Source organism: Spiroplasma monobiae MQ-1 (genome assembly GCF_002865545.1).
GTDB classification, from domain to species: Bacteria; Bacillota_I; Bacilli_A; order Mycoplasmatales; family Mycoplasmataceae; genus Spiroplasma_A; species Spiroplasma_A monobiae.
This window is the reverse complement of the sequence record NZ_CP025543.1, coordinates 380,028-401,889: the sequence shown is the minus strand read 5'-3', so window position 1 is coordinate 401,889 and position 21,862 is coordinate 380,028. Positions and strand designations below refer to the sequence as shown.

The following is a 21,862-nucleotide window of genomic DNA, read 5'->3' as shown; positions in this document are numbered from 1 at the left end:
TCTTATTCTCCCATTATTACATCTACTATTTTTTCAAATGCAACTTTTTTTTCTTCTTTTGTGATTTGATTTTTAATTACAACAACATTTTCTTTAAGTTCATTGTCACCAATGATAATTATATTTTTAGAATTTAACTTTTCAGATTGTTTGAATGCAGATTTCATACTTCTATTCATGAAATCAAAATCTACTTTTAAACCAGACTTTCTTAACATTAATAGTAAAATGTTTGCAAATTGTTTTGCTTTTTCACTTAATCCTATTATGTATGCATCTAAACTGATTGGTTCTGATATATAAATTTCTTCTTCTTGTAAAGCTATTAAAATTCTTTCCATACCCAAACCAAAACCAGCTGCAGGTAAATCTACATTACCTAACTGATTTACAAGTTCATCATATCTTCCTCCACCAAGTAGAGTTGAACCCTTTTTATCTTTAACTTCATAAACAAAACCTGTATAGTAATCCAATCCCCTTACAAGCATTTTATCAACTATTGGTTTTATTCCTATATTTTTTAAATTAGAAACTAAATTATCAAAGTAAGTTTTATCTTCATCAGATAAATAATCTTTCATATCAATAACATCATCAAATTTTTTTGAATCGATTTTACAATCTAAAACCCTTAAAGGATTTGTTTCAATTCTTTTTTTACAATCATCACATATTTTTTTTGGTTCTAGATACTTTTTCAAATCATTTATATATTTTTTTCTTTGATCGCCATTAACCAAATAATTTAAGTGAACTGTGTGATTTTCTAATCCAATTGTATTTAATATTGTTGAAGATAAACAAATTACTTCACTATCAATTTCAGGAGATTTTGGTCCAAAAACTTCAACACCAAATTGATTGAATTGTCTATTTCTTCCAGCTTGAGGTCTTTCATATCTAAACATTGATCCAAAGTAGAACAATTTTAAAGGTAAGTTTTCATTAATATACATTTTGTTTTCTAAAATAGCTCTAACAGTTGGTGCTGTACCTTCTGGTCTTAAAGTAAGTTCTCTGTCTTTTCTGTCTTTAAATGTATACATTTCTTTAGAAACTATATCCGTTTCTTCTCCAACACCTCTTTTAAAAAGTTCTAAGTTTTCAAATATTGGAGTTTTTATCTCTCCATAGTTGAAAGTATCAACTATTTGTCTAATAACAACTTCTAAAGCAAAGTATTCTCTTACTTTTAAGTCTATTAAATCTTCTGTTCCTCTTGGTTTTTGAATCATGTTTTCACCTCTAACCATAATATTTTACACTTTTTTTAATTAGAGAAAAATAAAAACCCTAAAATTTAGGGTTTTTATTATTATTATTATTATTATTATTTACGTAATCAGAAAGTTCTTTAAAAATAGATACTATTTCTTCAAATGTTTCTATTATATTTTTATTATCTTTGATATCAAAATTATTTTCTTCTTCTATTTCAAATTCTTCAATTTTATCATCAAAAACAATTGATTTAAGTATATCCGATCCTTTAATAGTTTTATCATTATTTAGGTTTTTTATTATTAATTCTTCATCTAGATTTTTCTTTATTTTCATTAATCCATTTTCATCTAATGTTAACTTAATTTTTTTCATACTTGTAAATATCCATTCTATTTTTAACAGCTTCTAATCCACCCTCCATATTATCAATAACTATTTTTATAATATTTCATTCTCCATCGTATTCTAAACAACCATTTTTAGAGCTTATTTGACCATTATTATTTTCCAAAAAAACTAAATTATCAATATCTAAATTAGTAACTATTATAGGGTTATGCGTTACTATTATAAATTGTTTTTCATCTCTCATTGAATTTATCAAAGCAATAATATCAAGACTAATATTTAAATTAGATATATTATCTTCTGGTTGGTCTATCAATATTATATCGTTGTTAGATATATTTTCTTGAAGAAAGAATTTTATAAATGCATTCGCAGCTTGTCCAGGTGTAGATCCTATTAGATTTTCATTATCAGTTTCTAATATAATTTCACTTCTTTCAATCTGCTTTGAAATAAAATTTTCACAATTTTTTTTGAATATTTCATCAGCTCTAAGTCCGTGAGAATTTGAAGTTTTTTTCAAAGAATTAAAGAAATCTTGATTTGACTTTAATTTATATAGTTCATCTTGATTCGAAACTTCTTTATTAAAGACAACACTATAAAAATCATTTTCACTTATATTTTTACTGTATTTTGGTATACTTTTAAAAATAAAACCATTTTTTTTGATTTCACTAATACCATTAGAAAATATAGGAAATTCTTCAACTTTAATTTCCTTGCTTTTTAATTTTATAATTTTTTTAAATTCAGAAATTAATTCCTGTTTTTTAGTTTCGTAATTTTTTCTATTTTGCTCCGCAGAAGATGATTTATTAGAATTGTTTGAATTTATGCGATTAAATATACTTATTATTTTATTTATTATTTTATTTTTTTGATCTAATTCATTTTTTAAATTATTATACTTTTCTAGAATTAACAAGATATTTTCATTATTTTTAACAATAAGATTATAACTTGTTTTATCAGCTTTAAATGTCAAATCTTCAATTAAACCATTATAGCCCTGAATAATTTTATTTATGTTTTTAACTATTTTATTATATTTATTTTCTTCAATATTTTCTAGGTCATTACTACACTGAATAAAGTAATGATCGTTTTTTTCTACAAATTCAATTTCTGTTGAATAAATTTTATTTAAAGATTCTTTTATAGATAAAAAATGACGAAAATTATTATTAATTCTATTTGTGTATGTTTCCATCTTATGTTTAAATTCACTGTCGTCTTTGTCATGTTCTATATTTTCAAATAAATTTGAAAGAGCAAATTTTTTATCAATTATTTCATTTTGCTTAATTATTTTGAACGAAATAGAATTTTCACCATTAAACTCTAATGAATTATTTAAGAAAATTGTTGAATACTCATTTTTGAGTTTATTAGTATCATTTATAATTTTTGATAAAATGGCCGTTTTACCTGAACCATTATTACCTGTAATTACATTTATTGACCTATCCAACTTTATAATTTTATCATTTAATTTTATTTCCCTTATTCAATTTGTGTTGGATGATTCAATTCTATTAATTCTTGTTTTGGGCGACGAAAATGCATACATTAAACCTTTAAATGTTGGTAATGACTTAATCTTTGTGAAATTTTTTTGAGTAAGTTTAGAACTTGAATCGTGCTTTGGATATACCGCTCATTCATGACAATCACTAAAAGTTATCAATGCAAAATTATTTAAATCTCTTAAATTATTCTTTAAAATACCCTCCACTCTTGGTTTTTGAAACTCCAAAGCACTTATATATCCTGATTGTATTCATTTCTTAGAATCCTTTGTGTGGTCTGATAGGGCAGAAACTTTACCACCATTACCCTCAAAATGTAGTCCTTTGGTTTGTGAAGCAATTAATATAACATCAAAACCAATTTTATAAATTAATTTTTCTATTTCCTCTTTTGAAAAAAAATCTACTTTATTCTCTTTAAAAAATTCATCACTATTAATGATATTTTCGATATGAATAAATTCTTCTTCTGAACTAGCGTTAAAATAAATATTTATTTGTCCTGCTTTTGATTCATCGAATTCCTCTAATTTTAGATTGAATTCTATTCCTGGTATAAAATTTAAATTTTTATATTTTTCATCTTTATTTATTTTATTTTTTAACTCAATATATAAATCAGAATCAAATCTATTATGATCAGTTATTGAAAAAAGTTTTATTTCATGTTCTATTAATTTTGTTAGTAGAACATCCAAATTTTCTTTAGTTGATTCTTTAACTATTTTTCCATCCTTGTAAAAACTCTTGAATGAATGTATATGTAAGTCTATTTTTATACTTTCATTAATCATTAAATACCCCCTTTTTCTTTTTTATAACATAAATAATAAAAAAACCAAATAAATATATGGTTTTTTTATTATTTAATTACTTATCAACTCTTCTAACTTCTTTTAATTTAGCTTTTTCAGCTAATTGAACTTGATATGCTTTTTGTTTAGTAACTAATTCTGTTTCAAATTCTCCGTATTTAGCTAATTTATTGTTTAATACGTTTAATTTTTCTTCTTTATTTTGAATTTTTTCATTTGCTTTTACAGCTTCAATTTTTGATAAAATTGATTCTTTAACTCCATTTGTTGAGTCTAAAACTAATTTTCCAGTTTTAATATCTGCTGTTCTTCAAATTCCTAAAATCATCGCTGATAAGAAACTTGCTCCTAATAAGATTAGAAGTGCTCCCCCAGCTCCTAAAGCAATTGAACCACCAGTCATTGTTGTTCCATTTTCTAAGTAACTTGAACTTAATAATGGGAATACAAATATACCACCGTGTGAAGCAAGTAATTTAACTTTTAAAGCACCGATTAATCCACCGATTAAAGCTCCACCAGCCATTGCACTTACAGCAACTCTTTTTGGGTCCTTAACCATGAATGGAATAGCACCTTCTGATACGAAACATGCTCCCATTAATCAGTTTGCTTTTGCAGCATCTCTATCTTTTGCTGTTCAAGCTTTTGGGAAAATAACTGTTGACATTGCAACCATGATTGGAGGTAACATACCTGCTATCATGGCTGAAGCCATAATAATTGTTTGATCACTATAACCTTGTGTAGTTGCGTCAGTAACCAATTTACCACCAACAGCTAAGTTTCCTAGTGAGTAAGCAATTTTGTTTACAGGTCCACCCATGTCAACACACATCATAAATCCAATTAAAATTGATACAAGTCATAATAAGTTTAATTCAGCTAATTTTTGAATTCCTAAACTAATTCCACCCATAACAAATCCCAAAGGAATGTTAATTACGAACATTGTTAGTGAAATTGATAATAATGAAATTACAGGAATAAATACAATATCTCTAGCTCCTTGTAATCCTTTTGGGAATTTACCCATTGCTTTTGATCAACCAACAACCAATAAAGCTGCTAAGTAACCACCAACGATTGCTCCAATAAATCCTGATTCAGTACCTTTTAAGCTATCACCTAAAAGTCTTCCTCATAAACCATCTCATCCAGTTTCGTTACCTGAATAAGCAAATCCCATTACGTTTGTTGAGAATAACCCGGCAACCATTCCAGGCATCAATCCCTGAGCTCCAACAATTGAAAATGCAATAAATGCACCTAAAATTGGAACCATCATAGACATAGATGTTTTACCAATTGCTGCAAATCATCCAGCAGCAGCATTATGAGTACCAAAGTTACCCATTCAGTATGTTTGGAAATCTGCTCATGTTTTACCTTCATTTGATAATAGTCATTGTTTAAAAATTTCTGAACTACTATCTGGGGCAGTTCCACCACCTGTTGCAAAGTCAATTAAGAATGCTATTCCTAAAATGATTCCTCCTGCAACAACGAATGGTAACATTCTTGAAATTCCTCCAAGTAAATTGCCTTTAACATCAAGGAATTTTCTCATTGTAAATTCACTTGATTCTGAAGAATCGGCTGCCGCTTTAACTTCAGTTAATCCTTCTCCTTTTTGATATTTTTCAATTAATTGATCACCTTTAAAGATTGCCTCTTTAGTATGTGTATCAATAACTTTCTTCCCATTTAATCTTGAAAGTCCTTCAAGAGCTTTGTCGTGAGCCAAAATAATAACTTTTGCGTTATCTATATCTTCTTGTGTTAATTTATTCTCAATTCCTCTACGTCCTTGAGTTTCAATTTTAACTGTTAAACCTTTTGCTTTAGCATACTCTTCAAGTTTTTCTTGAGCCATGTATGTATGAGCAATTCCAGTAGGACAAGCTGTAATACCAATTACATCATAACTTCCTGGTTTTTCTACTTTTTCAACCTTTTTCTCTTCTTTTGTAAATGCACTTTGCACATCTTTGATAGATTTAGCTCCTCTTAATTTTGCTTGAACATCTGATTTCATTAAGAAACCAGACAAATCAGCAAGAGCAGTTAAGTGTTCATTTCCATCTTTTCCATTTGTCATAATCATAAATACTAAATCAGCTGGTTGATCATCTAATGATTGTCAATCAATTTTATTTTTTAATTTAGCAAATGCGATTGCTGATTTTTGAACTGTAGGATTTAAAACGTGAGGAATGGCAATACCATCTCCAACACCAGTTGACCCTTCAGATTCTCTTTTGTAAACAGCTGCTTTGAAGTCTTCAACAGATTTTATGTAATTTTCTTCTTGAAGTTTTTTAGATAAAAATTCAATTACTTCATCTTTTGAATTTAAATCTACATCAAAGAAACTTATTTGTTTACCAAATAAATCTTTTAATTCCATGTGAACCTCCTATAATTTTTCAACTTTAATTTGTGAAACTAATGTTTCAATCTCTTCTTTTGAAGCAAGTCATTCATTAAAAGCCGTTGCAGCACCACTGGCAGCTGCATATTGAAGTGTATTTTCAATTGATAAGTTTTTGTATTTACCAAAAACAAATCCAGCTAACATACTGTCTCCAGCACCAACTGAGTTAACAAGTTTACCTTGTGCAATTCCAACTTTGTAAACATCATTGTTTGAATCAAAGTATAAACTCCCTTTTGAACCCATACTTAGTAAAACATTTTGTGCTCCTAAGTCTTTTAGTTTTTGAATTAATTCTTTTGTCTCTTCAAAGCTAATATCTTCGTTAAATTCTAATCCTAAAGTAGAACAAATTTCTTCTAAGTTAGGTTTTATTAAAAATGGTTTTTCATTTAAAACATTTTTTAATAAGTCATTTGTAGCATCACAAATTAAAATTGCTTCTTTTTCGTTTGCAAGTTTACCTATTTGTTCATAGATATCTTTTTCAATACCCATAGCAACACTACCAGTTAGCATAACGATGTCTTCTTTTTTAAGATTATCTTTCAAGTATAGGATTAAATCTTCTAAAACTTCTTTTTGAGTTTCAAATCCCATACCATTTAATTCAGTTTCTTGTTTAGATTCTAAGTGTTTAATTTTATAATTAACTCTTGTTGATCCTTGGTTTAAGAAAAACTTATTATTTAAATTTATTTCTTTAAATTTATCTAAAAATATTTCTTTGTTTTTTTCACCCATAATACCAATTGCTTGAACTTCTGCAGTTAAATTCTTTAAAATTATTCCTGCATTAATACCTTTACCACCAACAACTTTGTATTCATCGTTATAATAATTAGTTACACCAAGTTCTACTTTTTTGTTAGCAAGAACAATGTGGTCTACTGCTGGGTTTAATGTTAATGTATATATCATTTTTTATACCTCTTCATTGATAAGTGCTATTTGAGATTTATCACTAAATTTAACAAGTGATTTAGAGTTATTTTTAGATGTATCTGCTAAACCAAATGCAAATTGTGAATTCCTAATAGCTATTTTTTTAACTTCTGCTTCATCTTCATCTGTTGTAAAAAAATTAAATTCTTTATCAACAGCATTTATACCCACAAAAGCCAAATCAAAATTGTATTTTGATAAAGCAGCAATTGTTTCAACTCCACAAATTGCAACTGTAGATACTTTTAATTTTCCCGGTAATAAATTAATATCTTTAATACCGTTTTTTGCCAATACTTGAGCATTAATAATTGAATTAGTATAAATTTTATTATTTAATTCAGGTTTTATTAATTCTGCTAAGAAAAATGTTGTTGAACCTGCATCTAAAAAGATGGTTTCAAAAGGTTTAATACAATCAAATGCTTTTTTTGCAATACTTTTTTTGGCATCAATATTTGTAAGTAGTTTTTCATCTAAAACAGCTTCTAATATTGATTTTTCTCTAATGGTCTTTGCTCCCCCATGTACTCTTTTTAATTTAGAATCATTGTGAAGATCTGTAAGATCTCTTCTTAGAGTGGTGAACGGAATGTTTAAGTGTTTTGATATTTGTTCATTTGAACAATAATCTAATTCGTTGACATAATCAAGGATTAGTCTTAATCTTTCTTCTCTAATCATTCTTTCACCTCATAGATATATTATTCCAAAAAAGATAAAAAACAACCAAAAACAACCAAAAAATTAAATAAAAAAATAATATGCAAGCATATTATCTTCTTTTTTTCTTATTAGTTGGGTCAAGCCCTCTTGATTTAGCCATTGCGAAGTTTAAATCTTTATATTTAGCTTCTTGTTCAATACCTTCATCTCAAATTGGGTTTATAACTTCTTTTAAATCACTTTCGCTTTTTGCTTCTTGTGCAACAACATCTGGATTAGCTCCATTTTCAATTTTCATTGCTTGTTCAATTGTCAAGTATGGATCTTCTGGTCTTACACCTGTTTGAACAAGTGATGCAAGTTGCATTCTAATTTGTGAACTTGAAAGTTTCTTATCTTTAAAGTCAATTTGTCATTGAACTGGAGCTACTTTTTCAAATTTATAAGGTTCTTTAATAATTGCATAAAGCATATTTACGAATTTTTCAAATCCTTCTTCACCTTTTCAGAAACTAGTGCTATCTTTTTTTTGCAATTCTCCATTTCTTAAGTCAAATTTTGAGAAATGCATTTCAAATATCTTACTTGATCAGTCACCTTCTGGTATTAAATAAAAGTTAGTAAATAATGAACAGTTAAATACGTGAGTATCAAATTCATAAATTGATAAGTTAAATCTATCAACTGTTGTTGTATCTATTGATACACTAAAGTTTTGTACATTAACAACTTTACTTAGTCATTGTAAAACTGATTGTGCATATTTAAGAACAAATTTCAATTTCTGACTTGAAAAAATCATTGTCTTTCATCTTGTAAAGTTAAAATCATATTCTGATTCTTTTCTATTTGAAGCTATATTAAAATCTAAGTTAGCTTGAACAAATTCTTGAATTGGCAAATAGATCATTTCTTTTTTCATAGGTACCTCCGCATAAAATATAATAATTAGTTATAGTATATCATATTTACTAATCACTAACAACACTAATATAACACTTTAAATTAATAAAAAAAGTGTATTTAATACACTTAAGATATTGGATTTTCTGAAGAAGTTGCCCTTGTAACAGCAATAACACCAGGAACTTCCGATAAAGTTTTTAGAATAACTTTTAATTGTTCTAAATCACTAACATCAATTACCATACTTCCTTTTCCGGTGTAATCATCTTCTTGTGAAATTACTTTAACCTCTGTTAAGTTAGCTCTTTGAGCTGCAAAGACAGAAACAATATCCAATAATATTCCCGGTCTATCATATGCATTAATTCTGATTTTTGCATTATATCTCTTGTTCATAGTTTTCTTTTCAATTCACTCTGTTTCAAGTAAGTTTTTTACTTTTTTAATATTCGTAATATTTAAACAATCACTTCTATGAACTTGAATACCTTTAGTTTTTGACATAAAACTTGTTACTGGTTCAACAGGCACTGGATAACAACATTGTGCAAGTGAACAACTAACTTTTTCAATACCATTTATCCTTAAATCATCTCTACCTTTAGATGATTTATATTTTCTTGTCTTCATATCATTGATTAATTCAATATCTTTTAATTCTTGTTTCGATACATAAACTATATCAACCGCTTCAGGAATAGAAAAGTCACCATTACCAACAGATAATAAAAATTCATCAATATTTTTATAATCTAAAACATTAAGTTTTTTTTGAATTTCTTCAATTGAATTAATATTTCATTTTAAATTATTTGCAATAATATATCTATCAATTTCACGTTTAGTGTTTCTAATAATTTTTTGATTAGTTATTTTTTCTTTTTCTAATTCTTTTTCTTTTTGAAGATTTAGATAATCTTCAATTGATCTACGAGCTGTTGAAGTTCTAACAAAACGTAATCATTTTTCATGAGGATAAGCATCTTTTGAAGTTTGGATTTCAACCATTTCCCCTGAGTTAAGAGTTGTATTATATGGAGAAAATACACCATTAATTTTAGCCCCAACAGTTTTATTACCCACTTCTGTGTGAATTTTATATGCAAAGTCTAAAACAGTCGATCCAAAAGGTAAGTTTACAACACTACCATCTGGAGTAAGAATGTAAATCATTGGTGCTAAGTAATCTGATTTAAATGTTTCTTCAACAACTTCACCACTTAAGTCAATTTTTTGTGACTCTTCATTATAATCGATTTCAATACTTTCAGTTGCAAGTTTTTCAAGGTTCATCAATCGTGTAAACATATCAACTTTTAAGTCAATTTCCTTTTGTTTTTCTGCTATATCTACTGTTTTTTCTCCCTCTTTGTATTTTCAGTGAGCAGCAGCTCCGTTTTCAGCAATTTCATCCATTTCTCTTGTTCTAATTTGGGCTTCAAATATTATCCCATCTTTACTTGCTAAAGTTGAATGCAATGATTGGTATAAGTTATTTTTTGGAGTTGCAATATAGTCTTTAAATCTTCCTGAAAGTGGTGTGAAAATTTGATGTAATCACCCAAGGATTCTATAACAATCATCTTGTTTATCTGTAATAATTCTTACAGCCAAAATATCATTTATATCACTAAATGATTTACCAAATTGAGTTAATTTTCTATAAATTGAATAAATTGTTTTTGACCTACCAAAAACTTGAGCGTTTTTAATTCCGCCTTCTTTTAATTTTTTATTTATCTCTTCAATAATATCTTTTATAATTTCTTTTCTAGAACTTTTATCTTCTTCCAAAAGGTTTTTAACTCTTGTATACTCTTTAGGATTTAAGTACTCAAAAGAGTAATCTTCTAATATGTTTTTGGCAGTCTTCATACCAATTCTATGAGCAATTGTTGAGTAAATTTCTAAAGTTTCTTTGGCAATAATTTTTTGTTTTTCAGGTTTCATGTATTGTAGAGTTAATAAGTTATGCATACGGTCAGCAATTTTAACAATTATAACCCTAATATCTCTAATCATTGATAAGAATAGTTTTCTTAAATAATTAGCTTTCATTTGTTCACGATTTTCTTTAGTAAAGTAGCTAACTTTAGTTACAGCTTCAACTATGTCTGCAACTTCAACACCATATAAATCTTCAATTTCTGAAAATGTTACTGGTGTATCTTCAATAACATCATGTAAAAGACCTGCAATAATTGTTTTTGGACCCATTCTTCATTGGGCTAAGTAATAACCAGTTGAAAGTGGGTGAATTATGAAAGGATCTCCATTTTTTCTCTTTTGATCTTTATGTTTTTCTTCTGCATAATAGTATGCTTTTTTAACTTCTTCAATTAATTTATTATTTTTAATATACTTGCGCATTTCTGCAACAAGAACTTCTACATCTCTACACTCAACATAATTAAATTCTTGTTCATTTATTGATTCTAAAGTTTGCATCAACATCGCCCCTTACTTTATAAAATTGCCAATAATATTTATATTATATATAAATAAATAGCATATTCCTAACTTAACAATAAAAAAACTTACCCTAAGTAAGTTTTAATATCTAGCTCTTTTTAAATATTGTAAATAGCTTAATGAAAATAAACCAATAGTTAAAAATAGGTATCAAACAATTATTCCTGCAACTTCAATATTATCTTTTATAGTTACAGTATTTTTTGATGAACCTTTATCATTTTTAGCAAATAATATTGATTCTGATGTTGTTTTATTTGGCTTTTCACCGTTTTGATAAATACTACTTCAAGCTTCTAAATTAACATTGACTTGGAAGTCAGTAAGCGAAAATTTACTAATTAGAGAAAATTTTTCGTTTAAATAATTTCAAGTCATTGGAGAAGTTTTACCATTTAGATAAATAAATACAGTGTGATTAAAGATGTTTAACATGTTCATTACATTTACACTTGTAACTGAACTATCAAATATATAATTATTACCCTCTTGTTCAATGAACATATTTATATCAAATTGAGTGTCTACGTAATTTGATGATATGTACATATTTTTATATAATTGCAAAATTATATAAGAGATCATTTGCATTGATGGAATTAACTGATGACCATTATCATATTCAAAATCAAAATATTGACTATTTTCTTGATATTTAAACATAGGCATTACCTCTCCTCCAGTTCTTACAAACTGAGGTTCTTCATATATTGTATAAATATCTGTATGAGTAATTGAGTCATAAATATCTAATTGTTGTTTTTGAACTTCTATTAAATTAATAAGTGCCAACATAGATGGATTTGAAATATATTTATTAGATAAATAGTCCAATGCAGGTTTTAAGTTAAAATTAACAGTTCTATCATCATTTAAGTTCTCTTCTTTTGAAATAAATGGGTTTTCTTGTGAGTCTTCAAATCCAATTAAATTTTGACTTATGTCATTCAATAAAGAATAAATGCTTGTACCCTCAAATAAGAAATTACTCATTTTATCTGTTTTTCCACCAAATGGTTTTGAAGTTAATTTAACATTGTAATTTCCTGTTTGAACTAAAAATTCTAATAGAGTAGTTGCATCAACTATTATAGAAGGATTATCATTTCTTGAAAAATCTTCAAAACTAATTTTTACACTATCATCTGAAAAAAATACCTCACCTATATTTTCTTTAAGTGTTTGAAATAAATTTGCATCAGACAGTAGTGAAGACAATTTTGGATCAACATTCTCAGAAGACAAAATATTATAAAATTCTTGACCAGCCACTAATTTCGGATACATTAAATATGCTTTTTGCTTCTGTTCAAAAATGTTTTTCATTACAGGAACACTTCTTGTTAAATTTGCAAGTATTGGAGAAACTGCAAATGTAATTGATAAAATTACTAGTAAAGCAGTTTGAGCAAAGAAAGAAATTACTTGAGCAGTCAATAAAGATATTGATGCAAATAAAAGACCAAAAATATATCAGAATAAAAGCGCAGATAATATTATTGAGGGTCCATTATCTTGTTCAAATCTTATGCCAATTGAAGCTATTAGATTTAAAACCAAATTGAATGAAGCATAAGTTAACACCATAACCAAAATAACAATAAGTCTGATAAAAAAACTTATAGCAGGACTCATACCAGCTCTTAATTCAATATTTTGAATACCTGTATTTTTATGAACTCTAATCAAAAAAACACAAAGTATTGTTATAAATACAGAAAGTAATATCACACCACAAATATATTGTGTTGCAATTAAAATAGAGAACTTAGAATAATCTATTAAACCATTGTCAGAATTAACAAAATGCATTGAGATAGTCATAACAAGAGATGCTATAACAAACAGCGATCCCGTAACTATTAAAGGAATGCTTTTAAATGAATTTCTAAGATTAATTTTCAATATAATAAGGAAATTCATTCAATTAACTTTTTCATACTCATTTACTTTTGATTTAGCTCTTTTATTTTTGTATTTTTTTAATAAATCTGTTTGTTTTTGATTTAAATCTAAGGTTTTATTTTCTTCCATACCAACACATCTTCCTAATATAAATCTTTAATAATTTCTTTATTAAAGATTGGCTTCTCAACAAATTTCTTATATATGTCTAATATTTTTTCTTTCTTTTTATCAAACTCATTTTTATAAACAATTTTTCCATCATTTATTAATACAACGTGAGTAGCTATATCTTCTAATTCTTCTATCAAGTGACTTGTTATCATAATAGAAACATTTAAAGAATTAAGAACCCTAATAATTTCAATAAATTCTATTTTTGATTCAATATCCAAGTTCGCTGTTGGTTCATCAAAAATAATATATTTTGGAGATAAAACAAGAGCCGAAACCATTGCAACTTTCTTTTTAGTACCTGATGATAAATGTTTAATTTTAGTATTAATATATCCACTAATTCCTAATAGTTCATAAATTGGTGTAGTTTTTTCTAACATAAAACTTTCCCTTATACCATGAGCGGCACAAGAGTATCTAACATATTCATAAACAGTCATTCCTCTGGGAATTGAATTTGTATCTGGAAAAAATGCTATTTTTTTAAGATTATTGTTCTTAAATAAATCTTCACCATCAATCAAAACTTCTCCTGAGTGGAGTTTTAATTCTCCAGATATAGCTCTAATAGCTGTTGTTTTTCCTGCACCATTATTACCAATAAAAACAACTATTGATTTTTCCGGAATTTCAAAATTAAGATCTTTAATACCTTTTTCATCTTTAAATATTCTAGTAACATTTTTTAGTTCTATCATCTTTGAAATCCCTTACTATTTGTTATGTCTGAATTCGCTATATTCGTAAGCATTATTATCAGATACATCTCTTTTAACAAATGAATATACATCAAATTGTTTATTATTGTCAAAATCAACCTTATAAGTTTTTTTGAAATTATAATCTTCTAATATATTTAAGTTTGTGTTTTTTGATTTATTGTCAACTAAATAAGGACTGGCTTCAATTTCAAATGCAACACCGTTTATGTTTGCATTAAATTTTTGTCCTCCAGTTATTGGATCAGAAAATAACTGTTGCATAGTTTTATAACTAAAGTTAAATATCATATTTCTATCATTTATTGATGTTAATTCTTCGCCTTTTATAGAAACATATTCTTGAAGAGACCTTATATAAAACTCATAAAGAGTCATAACAACCATTAGTTCTCCTCTATTAAAAATTTCCTTACCATTTATTTTATAAACAAACTGAAACAATCAATTAGTTCCGGCCGTATTACCAATAGTTTTATAATAATCATCTATTTTTATATCAAATATTGATTTAAAAATAGTATTTGACTCAACAATATTAATATCTCCACTTAAAGATGATTTAGATCCAAATGTATAACCAGCTGCAGTATCCAAGAGAGGTTGTAATATAGTTAAATCAAGAGTTCATTTACTATTTATAATATCTATCTTTAAAGGTCCTCTACCATTTCAATCATTGTTTTCTAAAATTTTTACAAAAGATTCTTCATCTTTAAAGTAAGCCTTTGAATCCAATAACCCTTTTTTCAGGCTTAATTTTGCATCCTCTAAATAATTGTATCTATATTCCTTATTCAAAATAGATTGAATATTATTCTCAATTCTGTCTGAAATATCTCTTATATTTTCATTTTCAACAAAATAAATTTCAATATTTTCTACTTTGTTGTAATTTGAATATACATTTGATTTTAGCAATATAGTATTGTTTTCACCAGTTAATGCTTCAACACTTAAAATACCATCCGGAAAGATAATATTTTTGTTGTCTCTATTATAATTTTCATTAAATTCTCTGATTACATCTTCTCTTGTATATGCGGCATTATCTTGAATTGTCGTTCAATAAAATGAGTTTGTAGATCATAATAGTAAGTTTGTATCTACATTTCTTAATTTTTCTTTTTTAATAATAGTTGGTCCACATGCCACAACACTTCCAGTTGTAGAGGCAGTAATTAGAGTTACACTAAGTAACTTAATTAATTTTTTCATCCCAAATTTCCCCTTAAATATATTTAAATTTGTCTATATAGACATTACTATATGATTATACATAGAATATAAAAATATTTTAGTTTTTGTAAAATAAAATATAAATAAAAAAACAAGGAATAGTCCTTGTTTTTATTAATAAGTTATTAAACTTTTTGAATCAAATTCTTTAAATAATTCAGGTTCATGCAAGAATGACAAATCAGCTAAGAAAACAATTCCATTTACTTTTGCTTTTTCTTGTTGCACAAGATCTACAATAGCTTTCATTGTTCCTCCAGTGGCCAAAACATCATCAACAATAACTACATTATCATTTTCTCTAACATCTCCAACATGGATTTGAATATGACCTTTTCCATATTCTAATTCATATTCAACATCTTTAACTTCTCTTGGCAATTTTCCTGGTTTTCTAACCAAAACAAATCTACAACCTGCTGCATAAGCTACAGCTGATGCAAATAAGAAACCTCTTGCTTCAGGAGCAACAATAACATTTGCTTTTTTTTGTTTTACATATTCAACCATTTTATCGATTGTATATTTGAAAGCATCTTTGTCATTTAATAATGGAGTTACATCCTTAAATGTAACTCCATCAATTGGAAAGTTTTCAACATCTCATATATATTTTTTTAAGTCCATATTTTATATCCTCTTATTAATCATTGATTCCTTCTATAATTTGCTCTTCATTTGATACATAAAGACCATTGATGAAACGTTTTCTAGCTAAGTTATTTCTAATTCTTATTTGTTCAAACACAACTCAAAGAGGCAGTGATATAAACAATACAAGTAAACTAGTAACAACAGTTCCAATAATGATTGAAAGTCCAAATGCTGATATTGTTGGCATAGAAACTACCATTAAAGCACCTACTAGTGCATAAAGTCCTACAAGAAGAGAACATCTTACAAATCCAAATTTAAATGTTTTTACTAAAACTTCAGATAAGTAGTTGTTTTGTTTACCAACTCTATTTATTTTTATTTTATTCTCTTTTTTAACTTTTTTGTACTCAATTTTTTTATTGTGCTTAATTTCTTTAAACTCTAATTTAAGTTTTTTAGACTCATCTTTAGTAAGTTTATTTGTTCTTATGTTTAATCTCATTTGATTTTTTAAATCAAATAACTCATCATTCATTTGTCTTTTGATTGTTTTTGTGTCATAAACAATTTCAATTTCTTTTTTAAAGAACTCAATCATTGATTTCTCATCTTTAGATGCAACTAAAGATCTTGCTTTTCCAAAAACAATAAATAATGCAGTTACAGCAAAAACAATACTACTTACAATTGCAATAATTGATGAGTTTCCCAATGGAATTTGTAAAGTTGTTATAAACGCAACAGTAATCAGAGGAGCAAGAACAATTGATACTACCATAGCAATATAATAAGTTCATTTAAATCTAATTAAAATGTAAATCAATAAAGCCAATATAACAACTGCAATTGTTATTGCAATTTGAGTTAGTGTTCACATCATTGTAGCTGGTCTAATAGCTTTTGTTATAAATCCACTAGTTTCAGTTATTTCTTCTTGTTTACTTATGTTTCATGAAGTAAACAATTGCTTAATTATTGCAGATTGTCTTAAATCCTGAGTATACACAGTAATTGTTATTCAGTTTTGATTTGAAGAAGATCCATTATATACAAATGAATCACCATAAGAAACTGAATATTTATGGTTTTTGTATTGTCTATTTGAATTTAAGTTGTTTGTTAAATAGTTAACATAATATTCATCTGAGAATACATAGTAAATATATTCATGAACAACTTCAGTTCTTTTTTTCTCAATTGCATCTCTTTGATTTTGATTTTGACCGATAAATTCATTAAGTTCTGCAACTAAGCGATCTCTTTCATCTTCAAGCCCAGCTGTTCTTGGATCTCTATCTTCAAATGTTTCAGCAGTCATACCATTGTAAGCATTTGTTATATTATCTCCTCATAAAGTATAGTCAGTTCTTCCACCAAATGTGTAGTCAAAACGTAGACCAAACACTAGACCTAGTAATACTGATAAAAATAACATGATAACACCAAATATTGAAATCATTTTTGATCCGTTTTTGATATTTTTTTCAATTGTTTTTATTTTCAATTTTTCATTTGTATTTGTTAAAATTTGACCTTCTTCTTCAATAATGCTTTGAGTTTTATCATCTCTAATAAATACTAATTCATTTATTTTAAAGTTAAGTTTTTGAATTTTATTAGCCTTTTTATTTTCATCCAGTGATTGTATTTTTTTGTTTAATTTTTCAATTTTTTGGTTTAGTTTATCTTTTGCCAATAACTGTTTTTTATCTTGTTTTTCTAATTCCTTTTTATTTATTAAAGTCAATTTATCTTTTAATGTTTTCAATTTATCTTCCAAAGTTTTAATTAAAGATACATTAGAATTTTCTTTTGATTCTAATTTTTTAATTTTAGCTTCAGTTTTGCTTATTTTATAGTTCAAGATAAATTTACCTTGACTTGCAAAATCTGTATTTAAAGCGAATAAGTATGATCTATTTGCAATTCATTGAGAATTTATTACAGTTTTAAACAATATGAAAGCAATTAATATTGTAAATAAAACAGTAAAGAATGAACCCATAGCAAGCACAATTGCCATTGATCTTATTGCATTTGAGGTAATTCAGAACATACACATTGCAGGAACTAATAATGCAACAACTAAATCAGCTGCAAGACCAATATTTTCTTTAATAGAAATATTAAAACTAGTTTTTAAACCACGTTGTTTTAAATAGAAACTTTCTTTCATATTTTCAAATAATGTTGAAAATATTTCAATATTTAAAGCAATTAAAATAAATGAAGAAATAATAGTTTCTGGTCCAACTGTTAGATTAAATCAAGTCATTGATAATAAAGTTAGTCCTATAATCGATAAAGTAATTATCATTGAAAATAGTCCAAGTATTCTATAGAAGAATGTCATATAAGTCATTAAAGCCAGAGCAATAATTAATAAGAATATTAATCCAAATCATAACATTAAGTTTGTTACAGTTCCATCTAAAGTCGCAACCGAGTTAACTGTAAAGATAAAACCTTTACCTGCAGCATTAAATAAAGATGCTCCAATTTCTGCTTTTGTGTAACTTTCAACTTGAGTTATTAAGTTATTACCCTCAATATAACCTGCGTAACCAGATTTTTGTTCAGTAACTCCCCCATCAAATAGGAAGTAATTTGTTCGCAACATAGTTAAATAGTTTTCATTTAAAGATGCTTGTCTATCTTTTATGAACTTTATTAATACTGGATTTAATTCAGCAAATATTTCATTAACCTTTTTACCAGAATCACTTAAAATGTTTGAAGAATTTCAAAGATTAACATTTCTAGAATATCTTCCACCAGCTTCAAAATCTTTTGTAACAGCATTTGAATCATAAACATATTTTGAAGTTTCTGAAAGATAATTAAATGAATCTGAAATTTGTGCAAAACCATTTGCGTCTCTTAGGCTTAAATTACTTGAATCCATTAAAGAACCATAAGCTTTATAAGGAACACCCACACTTGTTGAAACATCTCAACTACCATAGAATAGGTCAAAAAGAACTCTTCTAACTGTTTCAGAAGTTGAAGTGTTATTGTAAATTTCTCTTAAAGGAAGAACAATATTGTTAAAAAAATCTTCAATTCTTTGATCTTTTTCTCCACTAATTAAATTGTAATAGTTTCTAACATCATTATAAAAACCATCAGCGTCTAAAAGGATAAAAAGATTTAAAGCATCTTGTGTTGGCGATGTTCCTTCTGCGGTTGGAAGCAAACTTTTAAATGCATCTCCGTTTAGAGAATATGATATGGCCGGAGTTTTTTGACTCGAAGAAGTTACTGAAGTTGATTTTGCTCCAGTAAAAAAATCATTAATTCCTTTTCTAGAAATAGCATTTGCTTCGTTTGTTATTTGTAAATCTGAATAATTATTTTTTGAATCAAGTAAAACAATACCACCATTTTTTTGAATTTGATTTTTAAACACTGTTTCATTTGGATATGCATCAACTGGAGAAAGAACTTTTAAAAAGTTGTTACCAGCTTGCTCAATTATAATTTGGTTGTTTCCCATTGGATTTAAACGTTCATTTAAAGCTCTTGCACCTTCTTTTGAATTACCATTGGGTTGACCATTTGTATTATTTTCTTCATTTAAGTTATCAACTGAAACAAGAGCTGAGTAATACCCTTTAAAGTCAGAACCCAACTTAATATTTTCTGAGAATTTTAAACTAGAGAAAAATATCCCTAAAACTAATGAACAGATTATCAATAATATAGAAAAACTTTTAAGAAATGGTTTCTTTTGTTTTTTGCTTATATTTTTTTCGTTGATATTCAACTTAATCACTATCTTTCTAAAATACTTTTTAAATCCATTTCAATTGAACTATTTTTATCTAATATTGCACTAACATTTAGATATTCAAACACTTTATTTACTTTAATATTCATAATAAAGAAGGACAAATCATTCAAATCCATTATTTTATTATTTTTAATTATTACATCTCTTAAGTAAGAGATTAAATCACTAAACTTAATTTTATTGTACTCTTTCCTTACTTCTGTTAACTTCAAGTCCAACATCTCGTAAACAATTTCCTTTAAGTAATCATTTTTCATAATATCACCACTACTTCCCTAATTATAAACAAAAAAATCCAATAAATTACATAAATTTACTAGATTATTTTAAAATATTAAATTTTATTATTCTGGTTTTTCTTCATTTTTCTTGGGTTTTGTTTTCTTTTTCATTTGTTTTTTTGTTAGTTTTTCGTTTTCTCTTTGTGCCCTAACAATAGCTATTTGTCTTATTTTTTCTTTTTCTAGCTCATCAGTTTCTATTTTGGTTCTTATTATATCTCTGTCATCATTTTTTTTGATTTCATAATTAAATAATCCTTTTACTGATTTTGTGTTAATTGCATTAACTTTAGCTAATGGATCTGCCATGAATACTTGTCTTTCAATTTTATCTCAATCCATTACCGACATTGCAACCATTAAAACACTTCTGTGTAAATAGTTTCCATTAATTCTATTAATACTATCTCAAGTTAAGATATCATTTTGGAAACCATTTTCTAGTAACATTCTGTTTATTTCTTTTGGCATGTTTGTTGTAATCATGTATGTTCTTACTGTATATTTTGGATAGAAATGATTTGTTGACATTCCAGCACACATAACAAGTGTGAATGAAGCAAACAGCGATGGACCAAAAACAAATAATGCTTTAATTTTTATAACCAATCCCATATGATTTTCAGTTAAAGCATTCCCATAACCGCTTTTACATACAAATTCAACTAAATAATTGTATTGTTCTTTGGTTAATTTATTACCTTCAATCTTCAATCAATCTTCAAGACTTATTCCAGAACCTATTATACTTTTAAATCAAGTTTCAAAAACAGGGTCTCAAGAAATAGTATCTATTTTATTATTAATAATTGCGCCATTTTCTAGAGCATAATCTCACATAGATTGTAATAAAACTGGATCATTTATATATTTTTCATAACCGCTTTGTAAAACATCTATTTTAATGTCTGCATTTATCATTTCCATAGGAATTATTAAAGTATTTAAAACAATTACACAAGCCAAAATAACCAGATTTACTTTTCTATTCAAAGAACCAACTGGTTTGTTTGTTTTATTTGATAAATATACAGTTAAAAAGTCCAATCCACCAGTTGAAGACCCAATCTTATAAACTATTGAGTAAGCAAAACCTAAAAGAATTCCACCTAATGCCCCAAAAATAAATAACCAAATTCCAGTATTTCATGCCCCTGGCATACCCGAAATTAATTGAAAGTTAACTATTAAATGAAATTCTCTTGGATTAATATAAGGAAGTACTTGAAATATTTGGTCAAAACAAATTTGTAAAATTACAAATAAGAAAGTTGTAAAAGTAAATTTTCTTCCCAGTTTTAAGTAACCAAATACAAATAGAGGAATATTTATTACTAAATAGTAAACAAAATAGAATGATGATTGCAAATTAACTTGATCCTTTGAAGGGAAAGTTAATGTAGCAAAGAAACGAGCAATAGCACCTACACCCGCAGGGAAAAGACCAGCTCTTCCAGTTACAGAAATAAAGTAGTCAAAAGTTAATGCAATTAAAAATGCTGCAAGAACTATTTGCAATAAGTCTTTAATAAATTTAGTTCTAAAGTACTGTTTTACAAGTAGTTTTTGTTCCCTTTGAGACATAACTTTATTTTCAAAGTTTAATAGAATGTCTCCATCAATGTTTGTTCCTTTATTAAGTTCTTTGGCAAGATTCTTAATTGATTTTTTTTCTTCATAAGATTGAAATTCAACAGTTACATCATCTAACATTTCATCAACTGAATCAGAAATTTCATTACTTAATTCAGTTAAATCTAGTTTGTTTGGTTCCATTAGTTTTTGCCCTTCCATATCTTTAAT

At 26.7% G+C, this 21,862-nt stretch carries 15 protein-coding genes; all 15 read right to left on the bottom strand.

Annotated elements, in window-relative coordinates:
- Positions 1-2 precede the first annotated feature (2 nt).
- Positions 3-1,256, bottom strand: a complete 1,254-nt coding sequence (hisS, locus tag SMONO_RS01915; protein WP_245857240.1) for a histidine--tRNA ligase — start codon at positions 1,254-1,256, stop codon at positions 3-5.
- A 40-nt stretch (positions 1,257-1,296) separates the two neighbouring features.
- Complete coding sequence (locus SMONO_RS01910) at positions 1,297-1,599, bottom strand: hypothetical protein (RefSeq protein WP_101780670.1); 303 nt, start codon at positions 1,597-1,599, stop codon at positions 1,297-1,299.
- The gene (locus SMONO_RS01905; RefSeq protein WP_101780669.1) at positions 1,586-3,901 is read right to left on the bottom strand and encodes a PHP domain-containing protein; all 2,316 of its coding nucleotides are present in this window, start codon (positions 3,899-3,901) and stop codon (positions 1,586-1,588) included. The genes SMONO_RS01910 and SMONO_RS01905 overlap by 14 nt, the downstream gene beginning before the upstream one ends.
- Positions 3,902-3,977: 76 nt before the next feature.
- Positions 3,978-6,332, bottom strand: a complete 2,355-nt coding sequence (locus tag SMONO_RS01900) for a PTS fructose transporter subunit IIABC (protein ID WP_101780668.1) — start codon at positions 6,330-6,332, stop codon at positions 3,978-3,980.
- Between the two features lie 9 nt (positions 6,333-6,341).
- The gene (locus SMONO_RS01895; RefSeq protein WP_101780667.1) at positions 6,342-7,280 is read right to left on the bottom strand and encodes a 1-phosphofructokinase; all 939 of its coding nucleotides are present in this window, start codon (positions 7,278-7,280) and stop codon (positions 6,342-6,344) included.
- Between the two features lie 3 nt (positions 7,281-7,283).
- Positions 7,284-7,988 (bottom strand): DeoR/GlpR family DNA-binding transcription regulator, encoded by a 705-nt coding sequence (locus SMONO_RS01890; protein ID WP_101780666.1) that lies wholly within the window; start codon positions 7,986-7,988, stop codon positions 7,284-7,286.
- A gap of 91 nt (positions 7,989-8,079) precedes the next feature.
- Positions 8,080-8,892 carry a hypothetical protein gene (locus SMONO_RS01885; RefSeq protein ID WP_101780665.1) on the bottom strand — a complete coding sequence of 271 codons (813 nt, stop codon included), beginning with the start codon at positions 8,890-8,892 and terminating at the stop codon, positions 8,080-8,082.
- Between the two features lie 110 nt (positions 8,893-9,002).
- Positions 9,003-11,324 carry a RelA/SpoT family protein gene (locus SMONO_RS01880; RefSeq protein WP_101780664.1) on the bottom strand — a complete coding sequence of 774 codons (2,322 nt, stop codon included), beginning with the start codon at positions 11,322-11,324 and terminating at the stop codon, positions 9,003-9,005.
- Positions 11,325-11,429: 105 nt separating this feature from the next.
- Positions 11,430-13,382, bottom strand: coding sequence for a hypothetical protein (locus SMONO_RS01875; protein ID WP_101780663.1), 1,953 nt, complete (start codon positions 13,380-13,382; stop codon positions 11,430-11,432).
- A 14-nt stretch (positions 13,383-13,396) separates the two neighbouring features.
- The gene (locus SMONO_RS01870; protein WP_101780662.1) at positions 13,397-14,128 is read right to left on the bottom strand and encodes an ABC transporter ATP-binding protein; all 732 of its coding nucleotides are present in this window, start codon (positions 14,126-14,128) and stop codon (positions 13,397-13,399) included.
- Positions 14,129-14,143: 15 nt separating this feature from the next.
- Entirely contained in the window at positions 14,144-15,367 is a 1,224-nt protein-coding gene (locus SMONO_RS01865; RefSeq protein WP_101780661.1) for a hypothetical protein, read from the bottom strand.
- 135 nt (positions 15,368-15,502) lie between these two features.
- Complete coding sequence (locus tag SMONO_RS01860; protein ID WP_101780660.1) at positions 15,503-16,015, bottom strand: adenine phosphoribosyltransferase; 513 nt, start codon at positions 16,013-16,015, stop codon at positions 15,503-15,505.
- Between the two features lie 16 nt (positions 16,016-16,031).
- Positions 16,032-19,760, bottom strand: a complete 3,729-nt coding sequence (locus tag SMONO_RS01855; RefSeq protein WP_158637891.1) for a protein translocase SecDF, variant type — start codon at positions 19,758-19,760, stop codon at positions 16,032-16,034.
- Positions 19,760-20,035: a post-transcriptional regulator gene (locus SMONO_RS01850; RefSeq protein WP_101780658.1), complete on the bottom strand. Its 276-nt coding sequence runs from the start codon at positions 20,033-20,035 to the stop codon at positions 19,760-19,762. Before SMONO_RS01850 ends, SMONO_RS01855 begins: the two co-directional genes overlap by 1 nt.
- 87 nt (positions 20,036-20,122) lie before the next feature.
- A complete protein-coding gene (locus SMONO_RS01845; protein WP_158637890.1) occupies positions 20,123-21,835 on the bottom strand; it encodes a YitT family ABC transporter in 1,713 nt (570 codons plus the stop codon).
- Positions 21,836-21,862: the final 27 nt, after the last annotated feature.